This is a genomic window from Flavobacterium sp. NG2 (assembly GCF_034119845.1).
Taxonomy (GTDB): Bacteria; Bacteroidota; Bacteroidia; order Flavobacteriales; family Flavobacteriaceae; genus Flavobacterium.
The window spans coordinates 800,071-819,692 of the sequence record NZ_CP139420.1 but is presented as its reverse complement, the minus strand read 5'-3'; the positions used below and the strand labels follow the sequence as shown (position 1 = coordinate 819,692).

The 19,622-nt window shown below is 35.8% G+C and carries 16 protein-coding genes and 1 pseudogene; 11 read left to right on the top strand and 6 right to left on the bottom strand.

Going from position 1 to position 19,622, the window contains the following annotated elements; translation table 11 throughout:
• Positions 1–45: 45 nt before the first annotated feature.
• Positions 46–1,911, top strand: a complete 1,866-nt coding sequence (locus SLW70_RS03365) for a M1 family metallopeptidase (RefSeq protein ID WP_320890586.1) — start codon at positions 46–48, stop codon at positions 1,909–1,911.
• An 83-nt stretch (positions 1,912–1,994) separates the two neighbouring features.
• Here SLW70_RS03365 and SLW70_RS03360 read toward each other — a convergent pair whose 3' ends face one another.
• Positions 1,995–3,017 carry a T9SS type A sorting domain-containing protein gene (locus SLW70_RS03360; protein WP_320890585.1) on the bottom strand — a complete coding sequence of 341 codons (1,023 nt, stop codon included), beginning with the start codon at positions 3,015–3,017 and terminating at the stop codon, positions 1,995–1,997.
• A gap of 246 nt (positions 3,018–3,263) precedes the next feature.
• On the opposite strand from SLW70_RS03360, the gene SLW70_RS03355 reads away from it, so the two are divergent.
• The 9 genes from SLW70_RS03355 (at position 3,264) to SLW70_RS03315 (ending at position 13,820) form a co-directional block, all read left to right on the top strand.
• Complete coding sequence (locus SLW70_RS03355; protein ID WP_320890583.1) at positions 3,264–4,406, top strand: geranylgeranyl reductase family protein; 1,143 nt, start codon at positions 3,264–3,266, stop codon at positions 4,404–4,406.
• A gap of 151 nt (positions 4,407–4,557) precedes the next feature.
• Complete coding sequence (locus SLW70_RS03350; protein WP_320890582.1) at positions 4,558–5,160, top strand: hypothetical protein; 603 nt, start codon at positions 4,558–4,560, stop codon at positions 5,158–5,160.
• Entirely contained in the window at positions 5,153–8,527 is a 3,375-nt protein-coding gene (gene mfd / locus SLW70_RS03345; RefSeq protein WP_320890581.1) for a transcription-repair coupling factor, read from the top strand. The genes SLW70_RS03350 and mfd overlap by 8 nt, the downstream gene beginning before the upstream one ends.
• Before the next feature lie 778 nt (positions 8,528–9,305).
• Positions 9,306–9,602, top strand: a complete 297-nt coding sequence (locus SLW70_RS03340; protein ID WP_320890580.1) for a nucleotidyltransferase family protein — start codon at positions 9,306–9,308, stop codon at positions 9,600–9,602.
• The gene (locus SLW70_RS03335) at positions 9,595–9,933 is read left to right on the top strand and encodes a DUF86 domain-containing protein (RefSeq protein WP_320890578.1); all 339 of its coding nucleotides are present in this window, start codon (positions 9,595–9,597) and stop codon (positions 9,931–9,933) included. The genes SLW70_RS03340 and SLW70_RS03335 overlap by 8 nt, the downstream gene beginning before the upstream one ends.
• A 408-nt stretch (positions 9,934–10,341) precedes the next feature.
• Positions 10,342–11,172, top strand: coding sequence for an IS982 family transposase (locus tag SLW70_RS03330; protein WP_320888702.1), 831 nt, complete (start codon positions 10,342–10,344; stop codon positions 11,170–11,172).
• 175 nt (positions 11,173–11,347) lie between these two features.
• The gene (locus SLW70_RS03325; RefSeq protein ID WP_239863144.1) at positions 11,348–11,587 is read left to right on the top strand and encodes a FeoA family protein; all 240 of its coding nucleotides are present in this window, start codon (positions 11,348–11,350) and stop codon (positions 11,585–11,587) included.
• A gap of 1 nt (position 11,588) precedes the next feature.
• A complete protein-coding gene (gene feoB / locus SLW70_RS03320; protein ID WP_320890577.1) occupies positions 11,589–13,688 on the top strand; it encodes a ferrous iron transport protein B in 2,100 nt (699 codons plus the stop codon).
• A gap of 6 nt (positions 13,689–13,694) precedes the next feature.
• Positions 13,695–13,820 carry a FeoB-associated Cys-rich membrane protein gene (locus SLW70_RS03315; protein ID WP_320890576.1) on the top strand — a complete coding sequence of 42 codons (126 nt, stop codon included), beginning with the start codon at positions 13,695–13,697 and terminating at the stop codon, positions 13,818–13,820.
• A 93-nt stretch (positions 13,821–13,913) separates the two neighbouring features.
• Here SLW70_RS03315 and SLW70_RS03310 read toward each other — a convergent pair whose 3' ends face one another.
• The 5 genes and pseudogenes from SLW70_RS03310 to SLW70_RS03300 all read right to left on the bottom strand — a co-directional run bounded on the left by SLW70_RS03310 (position 13,914) and on the right by SLW70_RS03300 (position 17,252).
• Positions 13,914–14,582 (bottom strand): hypothetical protein, encoded by a 669-nt coding sequence (locus SLW70_RS03310; protein WP_320890574.1) that lies wholly within the window; start codon positions 14,580–14,582, stop codon positions 13,914–13,916.
• 52 nt (positions 14,583–14,634) lie between these two features.
• Positions 14,635–15,075 carry a metal-dependent transcriptional regulator gene (locus SLW70_RS03305; RefSeq protein WP_414458244.1) on the bottom strand — a complete coding sequence of 147 codons (441 nt, stop codon included), beginning with the start codon at positions 15,073–15,075 and terminating at the stop codon, positions 14,635–14,637.
• The gene (locus SLW70_RS16680; RefSeq protein WP_414458243.1) at positions 15,032–15,178 is read right to left on the bottom strand and encodes a hypothetical protein; all 147 of its coding nucleotides are present in this window, start codon (positions 15,176–15,178) and stop codon (positions 15,032–15,034) included. Before SLW70_RS16680 ends, SLW70_RS03305 begins: the two co-directional genes overlap by 44 nt.
• A pseudogene (locus SLW70_RS16675) lies at positions 15,169–15,288 on the bottom strand (metal-dependent transcriptional regulator); the annotation flags it as partial. The gene SLW70_RS16680 and the pseudogene SLW70_RS16675, both read right to left, overlap by 10 nt.
• 92 nt (positions 15,289–15,380) lie before the next feature.
• Positions 15,381–17,252: an Nramp family divalent metal transporter gene (locus SLW70_RS03300; protein WP_320890572.1), complete on the bottom strand. Its 1,872-nt coding sequence runs from the start codon at positions 17,250–17,252 to the stop codon at positions 15,381–15,383.
• Positions 17,253–17,354: 102 nt separating this feature from the next.
• Between SLW70_RS03300 and SLW70_RS03295 the strand changes: the two genes are divergently transcribed.
• Positions 17,355–19,607, top strand: coding sequence for a TonB-dependent receptor (locus tag SLW70_RS03295; RefSeq protein WP_414458237.1), 2,253 nt, complete (start codon positions 17,355–17,357; stop codon positions 19,605–19,607).
• Positions 19,608–19,622: the final 15 nt, after the last annotated feature.

The window sequence follows — 19,622 nt, the reverse complement described above, 5'->3', positions numbered from 1 at the left end:
TCATAAGGAAGGGCTGCTGTTCTTCCTTTTTTTATTTAAAAAAGTATGAAGAATAAATTCTATTTTCTCTTTTTCAGTGTATTCCAACTTGGAACTAACTATGCTCAAAACAATAGTTATTGGCAACAACAAGTTGATTATTTTATGGAAGTTAGTGTTGATGTCGAAAGTTATCAATACGTTGGTAAACAAAAATTAGTCTATACCAATAATTCATCAGAAACACTTAAGAAAGTCTATTACCATTTGTACAACAATGCTTTTCAACCGGGAAGCGAAATGGATGCCCGTTTGCATTATATCAAAGATCCTGATGCTCGTATGGTAACTAAAAGTAAAGAAAGTCGCATTCAAAATTTAAAACCCAACGAAATTGGTTATTTAAAAATCAACAATTTCAAGCAAGATGGACTTGATGCAATAACCAAAACTACTGGAACTATTTTAGAAGTGATTTTGGCTAAGCCAATACAACCTAATTCTACAACCACATTTACGCTAGATTTTGAAGGACAAATTCCATTGCAAATACGTCGCTCTGGTAGGAATAATTCTGAAGCTGTTGCGCTGTCCATGTCGCAATGGTATCCAAAAATAGCCGAATTTGATTTTGAAGGTTGGCATGCAGACCCTTATATTGCTCGTGAATTTCACGGTGTTTGGGGGAATTTTGAAGTAAAAATTACCATCGACAAAGAGTACACACTGGGTGGAACGGGCTATTTGCAAAATCCAAACCAAATAGGGCATGGTTATCAAGATAAAGGCATAAATGTGGTTTACCCTAAGAGAACCAAAACACTTACTTGGCATTTTGTTGCGCCTATGGTGCATGACTTTACTTGGGCAGCCGACCCCAATTTTGCTCATGATGTTTTCAAAGGACCTAACGATGTCGATTTGCATTTTATCTATAAAAATGTACCAGAAACCGTTGAAAAATGGAAACAATTGCAACCTATGATGGCTAATGTAATGGATTTATACAACCAAAAAATAGGCAATTATCCATATGAACAATATTCTTTTATTCAAGGGGGTGATGGCGGAATGGAATACGGTATGTGTACGCTGATATTAGGAAACGGAACTCTGGAGGGCATTTTTGGAACTGCTACGCATGAATTAGGACATTCTTGGTTTCAGCATGTTTTAGCCTCTAATGAAGCTAAACATCCGTGGATGGATGAAGGTTTTACCACTTATATTGAAGACTGGGTTTTGAATGAACTAGCGAACAAAAAACAAGCCAATCCTTTTGAGGGGAATTATAGGGCCTATTATTATCTAGTCAATTCTGGCAAAGAGCAGCCCCTTACCACTCATGCTGATCGCTATGATGAAAACAGGTCTTACAGCATTGCTTCTTATGTCAAAGGTTGTTTGTTTTTATCTCAATTGAGCTATCTTATCGGTGAAGACAATTTGGATAAGACCTTAAAACGATTTTATCAGGATTTTAAATTCAAACATCCTACACCAAATGATATTAAGAGAACTGCTGAGCGTGTTTCGGGTGCCGAATTGGATTGGTATTTAACTGATTGGACACAAACCACTAATACAATCGATTATGGCATCAAAGAAGTGAATGAAAGTATTGGGTACAATGGAGTTGAAACCTTGATAAATCTAGAGCGAATAGGTCGTATTCCAATGCCTATTGATATTGTAGTCGAATACAAAGACGGTAGTAAAGAGAGTTTTTATATTCCGCTGCGAATGATGCATTTTGAAAAAGAAAATCCAACTCCCGAAATCAAAAGAACGGTCTTAAAAGATTGGGCTTGGGCTGAATCTAAATATGTTTTTTCAATTCCTAAAACAAAAGCTACAATAAAAAAAATCACTATCGATCCTAGTGGTTTGATGGCCGATGTGAAGCAGGATAATAATATTTACAAGAACTAAAAAAAGCCCCATTAGAAATCATTCTAATGGGGCTTTTGCTATTGTTTTAGCAATAAATAGCTATGCTTATTGATCGTCTAAATTTATTCTTTGATGAATTTTGCAATTCCAGCATCAGTTACTAATAAGTAAACGCCATTAGCTAAACTTGAAACATCAATACTTCCAGTTGCTTCAGTTTCTAAAACAGTTGCTCCTGCAAGGTTAACAACTCTGTATTTTTTAGTCACTACATCTGTACCAATGTTCAAAATTGAAGAAACTGGATTAGGGCTTACATTTGCAGCAATTGAAGCTTTATTGAAGTCTTTAACTCCTAGAGTTACTGTTGGGTTTTTAGTAACGTTAAGTTTGCTTATTTTAACTCGATTTAAACCTGCAGCATCAAAGAATCCTTGAGCCCAATTTAAAAAATAAGCACCTGATCCAGTTAATGCAGCATAAACATCTCCTTGAATACCCATGGTAGTTTCACCAACTGCTGATACAGCACCTGATACAGTATTCCTAATACGTGCTTTTTTTACAGTAGACGCAGCATCAGCCCCAACGGTATATTCAATAATTATTTCATAAGGCCCTACAATAGTTCCTTGTGGAATGGTTGTAGCTGTAGCATAACTACTACCCGAGCCTGTCATAACTAAATTTGGTGAAGTGGGTACAAGTATAATACCATCTCGTTTAGAGCCAATATTAGCTTTAATTTCTGATAATACTTTCGTATTTGTTAAACCTACAATACAAATGTTTTTAGCATCTACAAATGCCGTTCCTCCAAATCCAAGTTCAGCAGTTATTGATATTTTATCTCCACTTACGGCTGTGATAGGAGTGTTGTGTACTGCCCAAGTAAAATTAGCACCTGTCCATACATTAGCAGGAGATCCTGCAGCATCAATTTGCCATTTCGTAGTAAGGGTATTATGTCCTGAAATCCAAATATTACCCACGGTAGTATTTAAATCTGTTGCGTCAGTAGCTCCTGTATAAGCTGGACCACTGAAATTTTCATTGATAATTGTCGTTTGTGCCATTAATTGTGCACTTGAAAATCCAATAAGCGCTACAAAAAGGCTTATTTTTTTAAGTAATTGTTTTTTCATAATATTAAAGTTTTAATTAATAAGTGTAAAATTATTTATTAAAACCGCAGTCATATTGCTCTAAAATATCCGTCTATAAGTCAATTTTACCTTATCTAAAAAACTAAACAACAAACAATTAGTATGTTTTCTTGTAAATTTTAGGTGTGTAATGCCTAAAATAAACGAGCTCTTATTTCTTTCAAACTTTATTTAAGGCTATAGTTTTGTATCTTAAAAAAATAAATTAGTTTTGAAAAAAAACTCATGAAATCATTTGATGTAGCTATTATTGGTAGTGGACCCGCTGGTGCTTCGGCCGCTTTTGAATTGTCTAAAAGTGGTATTTCGACTGTTATTATCGAGAAAGAGACTCTGCCTCGTTATAAAACCTGTGGTGGTGGCTTCGTTTTTCGAGGTCGAAAAAACATGCCTTTTGATATCGCATCAGTAGTGGATAAAGAGTTTTTTGAAATTGACACCTACTTTTCCAAAAAGCATAGTCATATCACGACCAAAAGAGATCAACCCATTATAAGTATGGTGATGCGTGATGCTTTTGATAATTTAATTGTCGAAAAAGCCAAAGAAAACGGTGTGACTCTTTTACAAAATCACAAAGTAGAATCGATTACTTTTGGAGACATCCAAACCCTACATACATCAGAAGGTGATATAACTGCAAAATTTATTATTGCTGCCGATGGCGCTTTGAGTCCCATTGCAAAAATGGCAGGCTGGAGCGAAACTAGAACTATTATTCCGGCACTAGAATATGAAGTTGAGGTTCCTCAAGCTGATTTTGAACGTTTGTCCCAAAATGTACGTTTTGACCTTGATGCCATTCCGTATGGTTATGGTTGGTGTTTTCCTAAAAAAAATCATCTTTCAATAGGGGTTGGTGTTTTTACCAAAACACATGACAAAATTAATCTAAAGCAACATTATGCTGACTATTTAAAAACGCTTGGTATTACTGAAATTCTAACTGAAGCGGCCCACGGTTTTGTGATTCCTGTTTCTCCAAGAACGGATTGTTTTGTTCAAAAAAATGTCTTCTTAACAGGGGATGCTGCAGGACTAGCAGATCCATTAGTAGCCGAAGGGATTTCAAACGCCATTTTGAGTGGTGTATTAGCTGCCAAAGCCATTATTGAAAGTGACTTGGATGCTGATAAAGCCGCTGCTTTGTATACTGAAAAATTGGAAGAAACTATTCTTCCAGAAGTAAGAACAGGAGTTTTGATTTCTCATTTATTTTACCACCAAAAAAGAGTCAGAAACATAATTCTTAAAAAATACGGTCAATTTGTAGCTGATGCGATGGCCGATGTTTTTATGGGCATTCGAACCTATCCAAAAGATTATAAAGCATCTCTTCGACGAAAAATAAAAGAAGTCTTATTCTAAAATAGGAACGATTCGTAATTCAATGATTTTGTTTGTAACTTTGCGCCACTTTAATCGTAGTGTCAAATCGTTATTATTCCAATTTTTGTGAAAGCAAATTTAACATAAAAGCGATGTTCTAGCGAGAGGATCAAAAATACATTTCACAAATATGAAACATATCGTTGCTTGTTTTCTGGGGTTGGTACTTCTTCTATTTTCTTGCCAAGACAAGAATGAAAAACGTATTGCAGAAAACAAAAAAGAAATGGCTAGAAAAGAAATCATCTTTTCGACCATTGAGAAAGCTTGGATTTTTTACGATGAACCTATCAACGAAACAGCCGAAGAAACCGTTAAAAATTGGAACGAATTGCGCCTTTTTTTAGCGGAACTATCCAAAAAACCAAAGAAAACCATTGGTGCTTTTCAGCAAAAAGCAAAAGCCATTTCAAAGGCAGCGATGAATTTGAACACTAATATACCCTTGCAATTTGATAAACCTCAAATCAAAAGCCGAATTGCAGTCGTAATTACCAAAGTTCGTATGTTGGATTTGTATATTAACTTAGACAGAATCCCAAGTGAAAAAGTAGTCCAACTTATAGGAGAAATCAACAGAGAGCTAGCCACATTGCAAAGAGAAATGGACAAAACCGTCGAAAAAAGCAAGATTCCTCTTGAAGAAGGCGAAGCCGATTTAAAGCGAATGTTAGATAGTACCAGAGCTATTCCAAACACGATTCCAAACACTGAAACAATTATCATTGAGTAAAGCAGCCCTATATAAAACCTATGACAATTTGCCTAAAATTGAGCAGATTGCCACGCAAATTCAACAGAAAAACGCACTGAAACTGCATTTACAGGGTTTGCTAGGATCAGCGGTTTCTTTTGTGATGCAAGCCTTGTTCAAGAAAACAGCCTTGCCTTTTTTATTTGTTTTGGACAACAAAGAAGAAGCCGCTTATTTCTTGAACGACCTTGAACAAATGATTGGCGACCAAGATGTGTTGTTTTTCCCAGGTTCTTTTCGTCGTCCGTACCAAATTGAAGAAACCGATAATGCTAATGTTTTGCTACGTGCCGAAGTGCTCAACCGCATCAACTCACGAAAAAAACCAGCGATTATTGTTAGTTATCCCGAAGCTTTATTCGAAAAAGTAGTTACCCGCAAGGATTTAGATAAGAACACCTTAAAAGTAAGCGTCGGTGATAAAATTTCGATTGATTTTATCAACGAAGTCTTATTTGAATACGAATTCAAAAGAGTCGATTTTATTACCGAGCCTGGCGAGTTTTCTGTTCGTGGCGGTATTGTCGATGTGTTTTCGTTTTCGAATGACAATCCGTACCGAATCGAATTTTTTGGAAACGAAGTTGATAGTATTCGAACCTTTGATGTGGCGACCCAACTTTCGATAGAAATCCAAAAGAAAATCACGATTATTCCCAATGTGGAAAACAAAGTTTTTCAAGAAAACCGAGAATCTTTCTTGGATTATATTTCCGAAAAAACCGTGCTTTTCATTCAAAATACAGAGGGATTCTTGTCACAATTAGACAAACAATTTGCTAAGGCAGAAGAAGCTTTTGAAAAATTATCCAAAGACATCAAGCACGCCACACCAGAGCAATTGTTTTTGAATCAAAAATCGTTTATCCATCGTGCGTTGGACTTTTCGATTGTCGAATTGGCTTCCAAGCCAATCTTTAAAACTACGCAGAAATTCGAATTTCACATTCAGCCACAACCGTCTTTCAACAAGCAGTTTGATTTGTTGCTGAACAATCTGAGTGAAAATCATTTCAACGGATTGACCAATTATTTGTTTTGTTCGAATGACGCTCAGGCAAAACGTTTTCATGACATCTTCGAAACCTTGGATGAAACCAATGCCGAAAATATTCGCAAACAATACAACACCGTCGTACTTCCGTTATACCAAGGATTCATTGACGAAGAAAACCAAATCGCCTGTTATACCGATCACCAGATTTTTGAGCGTTATCATAAATTCAACATAAAGAACGGCTATTCGAAAAAACAAAATATTACCCTCAAGGAATTAACCACGCTTTCTGTAGGTGATTATGTGACGCATATCGACCACGGAATTGGGAAATTTGGAGGTTTACAAAAAATACAAGTCGAAGGCAAAACTCAGGAAACCATTAAGTTGGTGTATGCCGATAACGACATTGTCTATGTGAGCATTCACTCATTGCACAAGGTTTCTAAATACAATGGCAAAGACGGCACACCACCCAAAATTTACAAATTAGGGTCGAATGCCTGGAAAGCTTTAAAACAAAAAACCAAAGCCAGAGTCAAACATGTGGCTTTCAATTTGATTCAGTTGTATGCCAAAAGACGTTTGGACAAAGGCTTTCAATTTGCACCCGACAGTTATTTGCAAAACGAATTAGAAAGTTCGTTTATCTACGAAGACACACCCGACCAATACAAATCGACCCAAGAAGTCAAAGCCGACATGGAGAGTGATCGCCCTATGGATAGATTAGTTTGTGGTGACGTAGGTTTTGGAAAAACTGAGGTGGCCATTCGTGCCGCCTTCAAAGCGGTGGACAATAGCAAGCAGGTTGCCGTTTTGGTTCCAACCACTATTTTGGCTTACCAACATTATAGAACCTTTACCGAACGATTAAAGGATATGCCGGTTTCTGTTGGTTACCTGAACCGTTTTAGAACCGCAAAACAAAAAGCACAAACACTGAAAGATTTAGCCGAAGGCAAACTCGATATCGTCATCGGAACCCATCAATTGGTCAACAAAAATGTCGTTTTTAAAGATTTGGGATTATTGATTGTCGATGAAGAACAAAAATTTGGTGTCAACGTCAAAGACAAGCTCAAAACCATTGCCGCCAATATTGATACACTGACCCTAACCGCAACGCCTATCCCGAGAACCTTACAGTTTTCGCTCATGGCAGCCCGTGATTTATCAGTGATTACCACGCCTCCACCCAATCGTTATCCTATCGAAACACATGTGGTAGGCTTTAGCGAAGAAACCATTCGGGATGCGATTTCGTATGAAATTCAGCGTAACGGACAAGTATTTTTCATCAACAACCGCATCGAAAACATCAAGGAAATTGCAGGTATGATTCAGCGTCTTGTACCCAATGCCCGTGTGGGAATTGGTCACGGACAAATGGACGGTAAAAAACTCGAAGAACTGATGCTTGCCTTCATGAACGGCGAGTTTGATGTACTCGTAGCCACCACCATCATCGAAAGCGGATTGGACGTTCCCAACGCTAACACGATTTTCATCAACAATGCCAATAACTTCGGACTGTCTGACCTCCACCAAATGCGTGGTCGTGTGGGACGTTCCGACAAGAAAGCGTTTTGTTATTTCATCTGTCCGCCCTACTCGGCGATGACCGAGGATGCCCGCAAGCGTATCCAGGCCTTAGAGCAGTTTAACGAACTCGGTAGCGGATTCAATATCGCCATGAAAGACCTCGAAATTCGTGGTGCCGGGGATTTATTGGGTGGCGAACAATCGGGTTTTATCAACGAAATAGGTTTTGACACCTACCAAAAAATCCTAAACGAAGCCATCGAAGAACTCAAAGAAAACGAGTTCAAAGACCTATATCCTGAGGAAAACAACATCGAAACCAAAGAATACGTCAAAGACCTTCAAATCGACACCGATTTTGAGCTTTTATTCTCTGACGAATACATCAACAACATCTCGGAGCGACTCAACCTCTACAACGAACTGGGCGCCATCAAGAGCGAAGAAGCGCTACAAGTCTTCCAAACCAAATTGATCGACCGTTTTGGTCCTATGCCACCGCGCGCCATCGCCTTGATGAACAGCATTCGCATCAAGTGGATTGCTAGTCAAATTGGTATTGAAAAATTGGTCATGAAACAAGGCAAAATGATCTGCTATTTCGTCTCAGACCAGCAATCCGATTATTACCAGTCCAACCGTTTTCACAAAGTATTGCAGTTTGTACAAAAACACCCCAACCTCTGCAAAATGAAAGAAAAACAAACAGCAAACGGTTTGCGCCTCCTCTTAACTTTTGACGAAGTTAAACAGACTAGAAAAGCCCTAGAACTCATGCAAATGCTAGGCGGAATAGAATCGTAATTTTTTTTTAGAAGCAGAAGATTTGGCTTTTTTAGGAATGATTGTTCCTGCCATTCGCTATATCTTGTGGCGGCTTAACGCTTGCCGCCACAAGGATGCCGCTGCTGTCAGGGCTAATTAGAGCGTTTTGTTTTTTTATTGGTGATTTTTCTAATTTTTTCAGGACGGATTAAAATCCATCCCTACAATATAAGCCGAGCCTACGGCTCTTTATAGTCGATACTGAATAAACCATCTATTTTAAACACAATGTGCACGGTAAAGTTCCGTAGGAACGACATATCTTGTTGCCCCGAAATTTATTTCGGGGAAATGATATTAACATGGATTCAAAAGTCCCGTAGGGACGACACATAAATCGTATGTAAAATATTCATCAAAGAGTATATTTACCCATCCATCTAACGTCTGTTCGCTCAGATTTATCACATAAATTTACACAGATATTTATCGGTGCGGACAAAGATTGGTTAATACGCCCAATCTTTGTCACGCTCTAAGCGTCTCGCACAAAGCGCTCACCACACTTGAGATTCCTACGGATTGATAAACTTTACTGATTGTTGTTGACTAAACTAAATACTTAATTATCTTTTGTGTAGCTCTGTGCTTTTCCTTTGTGAATCTTTGTTAATTAATGACATATAATATTCTGATTAGAAAAGCATAGCTACCGCGCAACTGTATTTGAACCAGATTGTTATATCTTGGCTGGTTGTAATTTTTCGGGGACTCTGCATCTGAAGACAAACTTTTGTATATTTGAAAAAAGTTTGAAATGACAACAAAAGAGAAAATATTAAAAACACTTAAATCTAACAAACTAAAGCTTTCGAAATTTGGTATTCGAAAAGTTGGTTTGTTTGGTTCTTATATTCTCAATGAGCAGTCTAGCGAAAGTGATATAGATTTGTTGATTGATTTTGAACCTGAAAAAGAAAATTTTGATAATTATATGGCCGTTTATGATTTGTTTGAAAAAATTTTCAAAAACGAAAAAATTGAAGTTGTTACTAAAAACGGCTTAAGCCCATATATTGGCCCACAAATTTTAAAAGAAGTTCAATATGTCTAAAGATCCAAAAGAATTTTTAAGGCATATTATAGACGAATGTTCATACATAGTCTCTGTTAGCAAAAACTTAACGTTTGATAATTTCGTTGAAGATGAAACTTTAAAACGCGCAGTTGTCCGAAGTTTAGAAATTATAGGAGAAGCTACAAAGAAAATTCCAGCTGACTTTAAAGATAAGTGGAAAACCATACAGTGGAAAAATATGGCTGGAATGCGTGACAGACTTATTCACGATTATATGGGGGTAAACTACAGCATAGTTTGGGATGTCATGAAAAATAAAATTCCAGAAATACACAAAGAAATTTCAAGTTTTCTATCAAAAGAATAGAAAAAATCGCAACTCCATAAAGTGTAGGTGCTGGGCAAAAGTCTATGCCTTTGTGCCCACAAAAACTCGGCAAATTCGCAACATAAATTTCTGCTAACTACACAAAGCGCTCACCACACCATAGATTCTTTTGGAATGACAAACTTTGCGGATTGTTGTTGACTAAACTAAATACTTAATTATCTTTTGTGTAGCTCTGTGCTTTTCCTTTGTGAATCTTTGTGAAACAATGACATAATATAGGCTTGCTCGAGCTCTCGTTAATTTGAAAGTTAAGTTTGAGGTTAGTATAAATTTAAAAGAAACTTGGTGCTACTTTGTGTAATTAATTCAAGTTGCTAGTTGCTGTAGTATAAAAACAAAGCAGAGGTTAAGTAAATTTGTTTTGCGAACCAATAAACCTCCCCAATGCTTTGTAAAGACAAAATTATATCAATTTTTTGTTTAATAGATGATATTTTACAAGGAATTCAACATGTTGAAGATGTAAGAAGACAAGTTAGTGATAGCGAAATTATCTTGACTGCAATAGTTTCTTCAACGAGTTTTTATGGTAATCATTGCTCTGCTATAAAATTTATGAAACAATATGGATTCATCCCTAATATGCTTGATAAGAGTAGATTCAATAGACGTTTACATAAAGTTGGAAAACTTTTATACGAGTTATTTGAGATAGTAAGTTCTTATTTTAAAGATTTCTGTTGTGAAATGCATTATATCATTGATTCTTTTCCTGTTTCAGTTTGCAACAATATGAGGATTACAAATTGTAAGATTGTTTCAGGTAATAAATGGAGAGGCTATACTGCCAGTATGCGAAGTTATTTTTATGGAGTAAAAGTACAATTACTCACCACAAAGGATGGGATTCCAATAGCTTTTCATTTCACGCCAGGAAAAACTGGCGATGCAAAAGCTTTAGGGAAAATGATTGATAAATTACATGTAGAAGCTTCATTATATGGTGATAGTGCCTATACAGATTACGGACTAGAAGACATTGCATTAAATAAAAAATGCATCTTATTAAAAATTCAACGTAAGTCAAATGCTAAAAGAATTGATACGCTAGAACAAAAAAACGAAAAACTCAAGATGAGGAAAAGAGTAGAAACAACAATAAGTGATATAAAGAAAATGTTTCCAAGAACAATTCATGCTGTTACATTAGAAGGTTTTTTAATAAAACTAACACTATTTGTCTTTGGACTACAATTAAATAAGGCTATTAACTAGCAACTTGAATTAATTACAACTTTCAGTCTTATTTAAAACATTCGCTCTTGACAGAATAGGGTCCAAAAATAACAGTCTTGATTTTTAGGCTTTAAAAGCTATAAAAATGATAAATATCATTCGTATTCTTATTATAATATGTATTTTTGCAATCTTAATTCAATCTAAATAAGACTTGCGTACCACAATCAATTCTCTCAAAAAAGGCGAAAAAGCCATTATCAAAGATTTTGATATTGATATCATTCCGTTAAAGCTTCTCGAAATGGGTTGTTTACCCGGCAATATGGTGGAGTTGTTGCAAATAGCTCCTTTTGGAGATCCTTTGTATTTAGACATAAATGGCTCTCATCTTGCTATTCGAGTGGAAACTGCCGCTGAAATTGAAGTTGAATTAGTCCAAATCAAACTTTAAAATGATTAACGAGAATATCAATGTTGCCTTAATAGGAAACCCTAATGTGGGAAAAACTTCGGTTTTTAATCAATTAACGGGTTTGAATCAGCAAGTAGGGAACTACCCCGGCATTACTGTTGAGAAAAAAATAGGTTTTTGTAAATTACCCAACAATATCAAAGCTAATATTCTTGATTTACCAGGAACTTATAGCTTAAACGCCAGTTCTATTGATGAGAATGTGGTGATTGAATTGCTTTTAAATAAAAATGATAAATTATATCCTGATGTTGCTCTAGTAGTAACTGATGTTGAGAATTTAAAGCGAAATCTACTTCTTTTTACCCAAATCAAAGACCTTGAAATTCCTACTATACTAGTCATTAATATGGCCGACAGAATGGAACAAAAAGGAATTACTTTAAATATTCCGTATTTAGAAGAACATTTGAAGACTAAAATTGCCTTGGTGAGTTCTCGTAAGGGTTTTGGAATTCAAGAATTAAAAAAACTAATAGTTACTTATAAAACCATTTCAAGCGAACCTTGTTTGAATGCTTCTGTGATTGACACGGAGTATTTTGATAGTTTGCGTAAGGCATTCCCTAATCAGTTATTGTATAAATTATGGTTGGTTATCACGCAAGACGTAAATTTTTTGAACTTAGAACGTAAGGAAATTCAAAGTTCGTTTACGAAGTCCCATTCGGATTTAAAGCGTCTTCAACAAAAAGAAACCATCAAAAGGTATCAATTCATCAATGATGTGTTGAAAGAAGGTTTGGAGGTAAATACTGAGATAGCTAGAGATTTCCGTTCAAAACTCGACCGTGTGCTTACGCATAAAGTTTGGGGTTATGTGATTTTCTTTGCTATTTTGTTTATCATTTTCCAATCTATTTTTGAATGGTCAAAAATCCCAATGGATTTTATTGATGCGACTTTTGCTTCCTTGAGTTCATTAGCATCTGCAAATTTACCAGAAGGAGTTTTTACAAATTTACTTTCGCAGGGAATTATACCTGGAATCGGAGGTATCTTGATATTTATACCTCAAATTGCCTTTTTGTTTTTATTTATATCCATCTTAGAAGAAAGTGGATACATGAGCCGTGTGGTGTTCTTAATGGATAAAATCATGCGAAAATTTGGTTTGTCAGGCAAAAGTGTGGTGCCTTTAATTTCGGGTACAGCTTGTGCTATTCCAGCCATTATGGCGACTCGAAACATCGAAAACTGGAAAGAACGATTAATTACTATTTTGGTAACACCATTTACAACCTGTTCGGCTAGGTTGCCTGTATATGCGATTATTATTGCCTTGGTCATTCCTGATGAATATGCTTTAGGATTCCTAAACCTTCAAGGTCTTACGTTGATGTTGTTGTATTTATTGGGTTTTGGAATGGCTATTTTTGCTGCTTATGTTTTAAACAAAGTGATGAAAATAAAAGGGAAGACTTTCTTTGTAGTGGAAATGCCTAATTATAAATTACCCATGTTTAAGAACGTTTCGATTAATGTAATCGAAAAAACGAAAGCTTTCGTGTTTGGTGCGGGTAAAATCATCTTGGCTATATCCATCGTTTTATGGTTTATGGCTTCATACGGTCCCGGAAAAAGCTTTAATGAAGCAGATGCAATATTGCGTTCAAAAGTCGAAAACAGTTCGTTAGGAGAGTTTGAAATGAACAATAAGATTGCTTCTTATAAACTTGAAAATTCGTATATTGGTATCATGGGGAAGACCATTGAGCCAGTAATTTCGCCTCTAGGTTATGATTGGAAAATAGGGATTGCTATTATTAGTTCATTTGCTGCTAGAGAGGTTTTTGTTGGTACCTTGGCTACAATTTATAGTGTAGGAGGGACGGAAAACGAGGATACTATTAAAACAAAAATGGGAGCCGAAATTAATCCTATTACAGGAAATAAAATATTCAATTTCGCCTCGGGAATCTCGTTACTCTTGTTTTATGCTTTCGCTTTGCAATGTGCTAGTACATTGGCGATTACCAAAAAGGAAACCAACTCATGGAAGTGGCCATTGACACAATTAATCTTTATGAGTGGGTTTGCCTATATCGTAGCTTTAATTGCATTTCAATTTTTAAAATAAACTAATATGCAGGAATTTTTAGCTTTTAGTGCTTTAGCAATAGCGCTTGCTTTTTTAATCAAGAAGTTTTTCTGGAAGAAGAAACAAAAGTCGAAAAAAGACTGTGGTGGAGACGATTGTGGTTGTCATTAAACAGCGTATTTTTGAAAAAAACATAAAAATAAAACCGCCAATTCTAATCCTTAATTTTAGAATTGGCGGTTTTTTTTATTGTAATACTGAATTTTATCTAAGCAAAGAGGCTCTTTCATTTTGAAGAGCATCTACTTTTTGACGCTGACTTTCAATATCAGCTGTTTTTGACTCAATCATTTTTAGATTTTCCTCAATCTCTCTTTCTTTTTTAGCGACTAAGTCTTTAGCTTTTTCAATGTCTTTAGAGGCTTTCTCGTTGTCTTTGGATAAATCTTCTTTGTCGTCTTCTAGTTTTCTTAAGATTTTATCTTCCTCTTTTAAGATTTCATCCATTCGTAATTCTGAGGCCTTTAGGGCAATACGTTTTACAATTTCATTGGCGTAAGCAAATTTCTCTGGGCTATAGGCATTATCTAAGAATACACCACCAAGATTAAAATAAGCGGTATAATTGTATCCATCGTCTTTTTTTTCTAGAAGTTGATGAATGTCAATCGTATTAGGGCTTATTTCTCCAATAGAAGCATTATCTAAATAAAATTCATCAGAACGTTTTACTTTTCTGGTTTTTCCTTTATAGGGTTTTGTAATCTCGTCTATTGCATCTTCAATATGATCTTCGGATACTTTTGGAATAAATATTTCTATTCCGGGTTGTGTTCCTTGACTCATAGTTTTTCTCACAGACATCGTGGTAAAATCTTGTGCGAATCCCAAACTAGTTGAGATTATTGCAAATAATGTAATTTTGATATTCATATAAACTTGTTTTTGTTGTACTAAACAATTTACAAAAACAAAAGGAGAATTCCTAATTTAACTTCACAAATATATTGCTAGCAATCTTATTCGAAATACTTAAAATGGTGTTATCTACTTTGATTTTTAAAGATAAATCGAATTCTTCTTTTTCTATAAATTCAATTTGTGAGCCAAGTGAAATCGCTTGTTTGTCTAAGTATTTTAAAAATTCTGAAGAAGTGTCTTTTACACCTACACAAATTCCTATTTGATTTGCGGTTAATTCAGAGAGTAATTGTTTTTCAATTTTTTGAATTTGACCTTGAGCATCTGGAATAGGGTCACCGTGTGGGTCTTCAGTAGGGTTTCCGAGGAAATCGTCGAGTTTGTTAATCAGTTTTTCGGATTTGATATGTTCTAATTGTTCAGCAATATCGTGCACTTCGTCCCAAGAAAAATCAAGTTTTTCAACTAAAAACACCTCCCATAGTCGGTGTTTTCGAACAATCATCTTGGCTGCCAAGCCTCCTTTTATAGTTAAGGAAACGCCTTGGTATCTTTTGTAGTTTACCAAGTCTTTTTCGGCCAGTTTTTTTATCATATCGGTAACAGATGAAGCCTTGGTTTCCATTGTTTCAGCAATGGCATTGGTGCTCACATCAGTATTGGTGCTACTGGTTAAATGATAAATGGCTTTGAGGTAGTTTTCTTCTGAGTGCGTCATTTATATAGGTTCTAAGATTCTAAGATTCTAAGACACTAAGTTGAAAGATTTCAAAAAAACCTTAGAAGCTTAGCATCTCATATTCTTAGTGTCTATTTTTTTACAATCAACAAAGGTATCGAAATTTTGTGACGCAGTTTATCTACAGTTGTCCCTAAAATTAAATCTTTGAAACCGGTATGTCCATGTGTTCCCATTACAAGGATGTCAAAATCTCCTTTATCAATTAGTAGAGGAATGGTTTTGTCTGGTGTCCCAAAACCGAGTTGGACGCTAACTTTAAAGCCTTTGTCAATTAACATCTCTTGGTATTGGATTAATAATTTCTCGTCGATGGAAGTTTCGTGGTCATCCGCATCATCACCATAAATAAGTGCTCCTACCGTTTCAACGACGTGAATTAAAGTGTAATTAGCAGCTGTCCCTCCGAGTTCAAAGGCGCTATTCAAGGCAACTTCATCGGCAGTCGTAAAGTCGACTGCTACGGCAATATCTTTTTTCGAATAGATAGCCGCTTTTGAAAATTGTAATTTCAAATGGTGAGGCGAATGGTTGTGAATGTTGGTTTTCGATTTGGTTACAAAAGGTTTAAAAACGATGTATAACAATAAAATTAAAAAACTAATGGCTAATGGTACTACCGTAAGCCATAATATTGTAGGGTTTTCGGAGGTTTCTAACCACCCTTTGATTTCATCATAAACTAATTTTGCATTCAAGGAGACAATGATAGTTGCTACAATCCAAGAAGCGATTTGTGTCAGTTTTCCAATATGAAATCCTTTCATTTTGGTTTTGTCACTTACAAAATGGATTAGCGGAATAATAGCAAATCCCAGTTGTAAACTCAATATCACCTGACTCAAAATCAATAATTTTCCAGTGACACTTTCGCCAAAAATGGTAATGACGATAACAGCGGGTACAATCGCAATTAGGCGGGTAATAATTCTGCGAACCCATGGCTGTATTCTTAGGTTTAGATAGCCCTCCATAACGATTTGTCCAGCCAATGTACCTGTAATAGTGGAACTTTGTCCAGCAGCAATTAAGGCTACTGCAAATAAAATAGGAGCCCATTTTGTTCCTAATAATGGTTGGAGAAAGCGATGAGCATCTTGAATTTCGGCTACTTCATACATGCCCACTTTGTAGAATGTGGCTGCTGCCAATATTAAAATTGCTGCGTTGACAAAGAATGCCAAGTTTAACGCAATAGTCGAATCGATTAAATTGTATTTTAAGGCTTGTTTGATTCCAACTTTGGAACGATCAAATTTTCGTGTTTGTACCAAAGAAGAATGAAGATACAAATTGTGTGGCATCACCGTTGCTCCAATGATACCTATAGCAATATATAGGGCCGTTTCATTTGGCATCGTTGGGATAAGTCCTAGAACAACATCTCCAATGACAGGCTGTGCAAAAATCATCTCAAAAATAAAGGAAACACCTATGACTGCTACCAAAGTGATGATAAAAGCCTCCATTTTTCGGATGCCTTTATTGATTAAAAACAATAATAGGAAGGTGTCCAAAACCGTAATCATCACCCCTTCGATTAGCGGAATATCAAATAATAAATTGATACCAATGGCCATACCCAAAACCTCGGCCAAGTCACAGGCCGCAATGGCAATCTCTGCCAAAAAATATAAAATGTAATTGATAAACGGCGAATAAGTCTCCCTTGAGGCTTGTGCCAAATCGCGCTGGGTAACAATTCCTAGTCGTGCACTTAAACTTTGAAGTAATAAAGCCATGATATTACTCATCAACAATACCCAAAGTAAGGCATAACCAAATTGACTACCTCCGGCAATATCTGTCGCCCAGTTTCCTGGATCCATATAACCGACACTAATTAAATAGGCCGGGCCAAAAAAGGCAACTATTTTTTTGAAAACTGATTTTTTATTCTGAGTAGTAACCGATTCGTGTACTTCTTCTAATGATTTGCTCATTTTTAGTGGTTTGAGGCAAATATAAATCTATTTTTTTGTTTTATAAAATATAATTTTTAGATTTGCCTAAATTTTAAATTAAATCATAACTAAAATATTATTGTGAAAAATCTAATTCTTGCTTTCTGTTTGTTAATCAGTAATGTTATAATGGCTCAGTCAGAAATAAAAGGGACTGTTGTAAGTGATGGTAGGCCATTGCAAATGGCAAATGTCATTCTGAGAAAGTCAAACAAAGCCACTGTGACTAATGAAAAGGGAAGTTACACACTAAAAAATATTCTTCCAGGAAATTATGAAGTGATCGTGTCTTACACGGGTTTCAAAACTGAGAAGATTGCTATTACAGTTGCAGATAGCACTGAATTAATTGTTGATTTTGAATTAAAAGAAACGCATTCATTAGACGAAGTCGTGGTTACTGGAACACTTAAACCAGTTAGCAGGCTAGAAAGTGCAGTACCAGTTGAGGTTTATAAAACTTCATTTTTCAAGAAAAATCCAACTGCCAATGTTTTTGATGCTATGCAGAATGTCAATGGAGTACGACCACAATTAAACTGTAACATTTGCAATACGGGAGACATCCATATTAATGGTCTTGAAGGTCCTTATACTTTGGTGTTAATTGATGGAATGCCTATTGTGAGTGGGTTGTCTACTGTTTATGGATTGTCGGGAATTCCGAATTCTCTTTTGGAGAGAATTGAAATAGTAAAAGGACCAGCTTCTTCTTTATATGGTAGTGAAGCAGTAGGAGGGCTAATCAATATTATTACCAAAAACCCAAACAATGCGCCTTTATTTTCAGCTGATTCATTTGTGACGGATTGGGGTGAATGGAATTTGGATTTGGGATTTAAAGGAAATGTTGGAAAGACAGCATCTGTTTTAACGGGAGTAAATTATTTTAATTATAGCAATCCTATTGATAACAACCATGATAATTTTACCGATGTGACCTTACAAGACCGAGTGTCCGCGTTTCAAAAATGGAATTTTAATAGAAAAAGCAACAAATTGCTATCCCTTGCAGGTCGTTATTTTTATGAAGACCGATGGGGAGGTGAGTTGCAATGGAACAAATCTTACCGTGGTGGTGATGAGGTTTATGGCGAAAGTATTTATACCAAACGTTGGGAGTTGTTAGGAGCTTATGATTTGCCAACTGTAGAAAAAATGCGTTTCAGTTTCTCCTATACTGACCACGATCAAAATTCGGTTTACGGAGATATGCCTTTTTTAGCGCAACAACGTATCGGTTTTGGGCAACTGACTTGGGATAAAAAAATAAACAAAAACGATTTGCTTTTTGGAACTGCTTTGCGTTATCAATATTACGATGACAATACTACGGCAACAATTGAAGAAGATATCAATTGGATTCCGAGTTTATTTGTACAAGACGAAATTGCCTTCAATGACACTCACAAAATACTGTTGGGTGCTCGTTACGATTACAATCGCAATCACGGAAATATATTTACTCCTAGATTTGCTTACAAATGGAAAATAAACGATAACAATATTTTGCGTTTTAACACCGGAACAGGTTTCCGAATTGTAAATTTATTTACCGAAGAACACGCAGCACTAACGGGTTCACGTGATGTCATTGTGCTGGAAGAATTAAAGCCGGAACGTTCGTATAATGCTAATTTGAATTACTTAAAAAAAATATATACAGGAAACGGAAATTTTATAGGGCTAGAAACAACGGCTTGGTACACCCGTTTTAGTAATTCTATTATACCAGATTATGATACAAATCCTAATCAGATTATCTACAAGAATTTAGATGGTCATGCTGTCACTAAAGGAGTTAGTGCCAATGTGGATATGATTTTTTATAATGGTTTGAAATTGATTTTGGGTGCGACCTATATGGATGTGACGAAAACGGAAGATGAGGTTACAACTCAGCAAATTTTAACTGAAAAATTCTCGGGTACTTGGGCGATTTCGTATCGCATTAGTGATTTGTTTTTGGATGTGGATTATACTGGAAATGTTTATGGCCCGATGCGTTTGCCTCGTTTGGGTGACTTAGATCCAAGAAGCGAATTTTCGCCTACATGGAGCGTTCAAAACATTCAGTTTACTTTTAATAAGTTTAAGAATATCGAAATTTATGCAGGAGTTAAGAATCTGTTGAATTGGACACCTAACAAGGGAAATCCTTTTATTATCGCAAGAGCTAATGATCCTTTTGATAAAAATGTGCAATTTGATGGAAACGGAAACGTACAGGCTACAGCTGACAATCCTTATGCACTGACTTTTGACCCAGGATATGTGTATGGACCTAACCAAGGCATTCGAAGCTTTTTTGGTTTACGATATACGTTGCGATAAAATTTTAAAACAGAA

Excerpts from the sequence above, each read along its gene's own strand:
- SLW70_RS03340 (WP_320890580.1), top strand. The coding sequence starts at position 9,306 with ATGACAACAAAAGAGAAAATATTAAAAACACTTAAATCTAACAAACTA.
- SLW70_RS03330 (WP_320888702.1), top strand. The coding sequence starts at position 10,342 with ATGCTTTGTAAAGACAAAATTATATCAATTTTTTGTTTAATAGATGAT.
- SLW70_RS03355 (WP_320890583.1), top strand. The coding sequence starts at position 3,264 with ATGAAATCATTTGATGTAGCTATTATTGGTAGTGGACCCGCTGGTGCT.
- SLW70_RS03300 (WP_320890572.1), bottom strand. The coding sequence starts at position 17,252 with ATGAGCAAATCATTAGAAGAAGTACACGAATCGGTTACTACTCAGAAT.
- SLW70_RS03360 (WP_320890585.1), bottom strand. The coding sequence starts at position 3,017 with ATGAAAAAACAATTACTTAAAAAAATAAGCCTTTTTGTAGCGCTTATT.
- SLW70_RS03310 (WP_320890574.1), bottom strand. The coding sequence starts at position 14,582 with ATGAATATCAAAATTACATTATTTGCAATAATCTCAACTAGTTTGGGA.
- SLW70_RS03335 (WP_320890578.1), top strand. The coding sequence starts at position 9,595 with ATGTCTAAAGATCCAAAAGAATTTTTAAGGCATATTATAGACGAATGT.
- feoB (WP_320890577.1), top strand. The coding sequence starts at position 11,589 with ATGATTAACGAGAATATCAATGTTGCCTTAATAGGAAACCCTAATGTG.
- SLW70_RS03365 (WP_320890586.1), top strand. The coding sequence starts at position 46 with ATGAAGAATAAATTCTATTTTCTCTTTTTCAGTGTATTCCAACTTGGA.
- SLW70_RS03350 (WP_320890582.1), top strand. The coding sequence starts at position 4,558 with ATGAAACATATCGTTGCTTGTTTTCTGGGGTTGGTACTTCTTCTATTT.
- SLW70_RS03305 (WP_414458244.1), bottom strand. The coding sequence starts at position 15,075 with ATGATTGTTCGAAAACACCGACTATGGGAGGTGTTTTTAGTTGAAAAA.
- SLW70_RS03315 (WP_320890576.1), top strand. The coding sequence starts at position 13,695 with ATGCAGGAATTTTTAGCTTTTAGTGCTTTAGCAATAGCGCTTGCTTTT.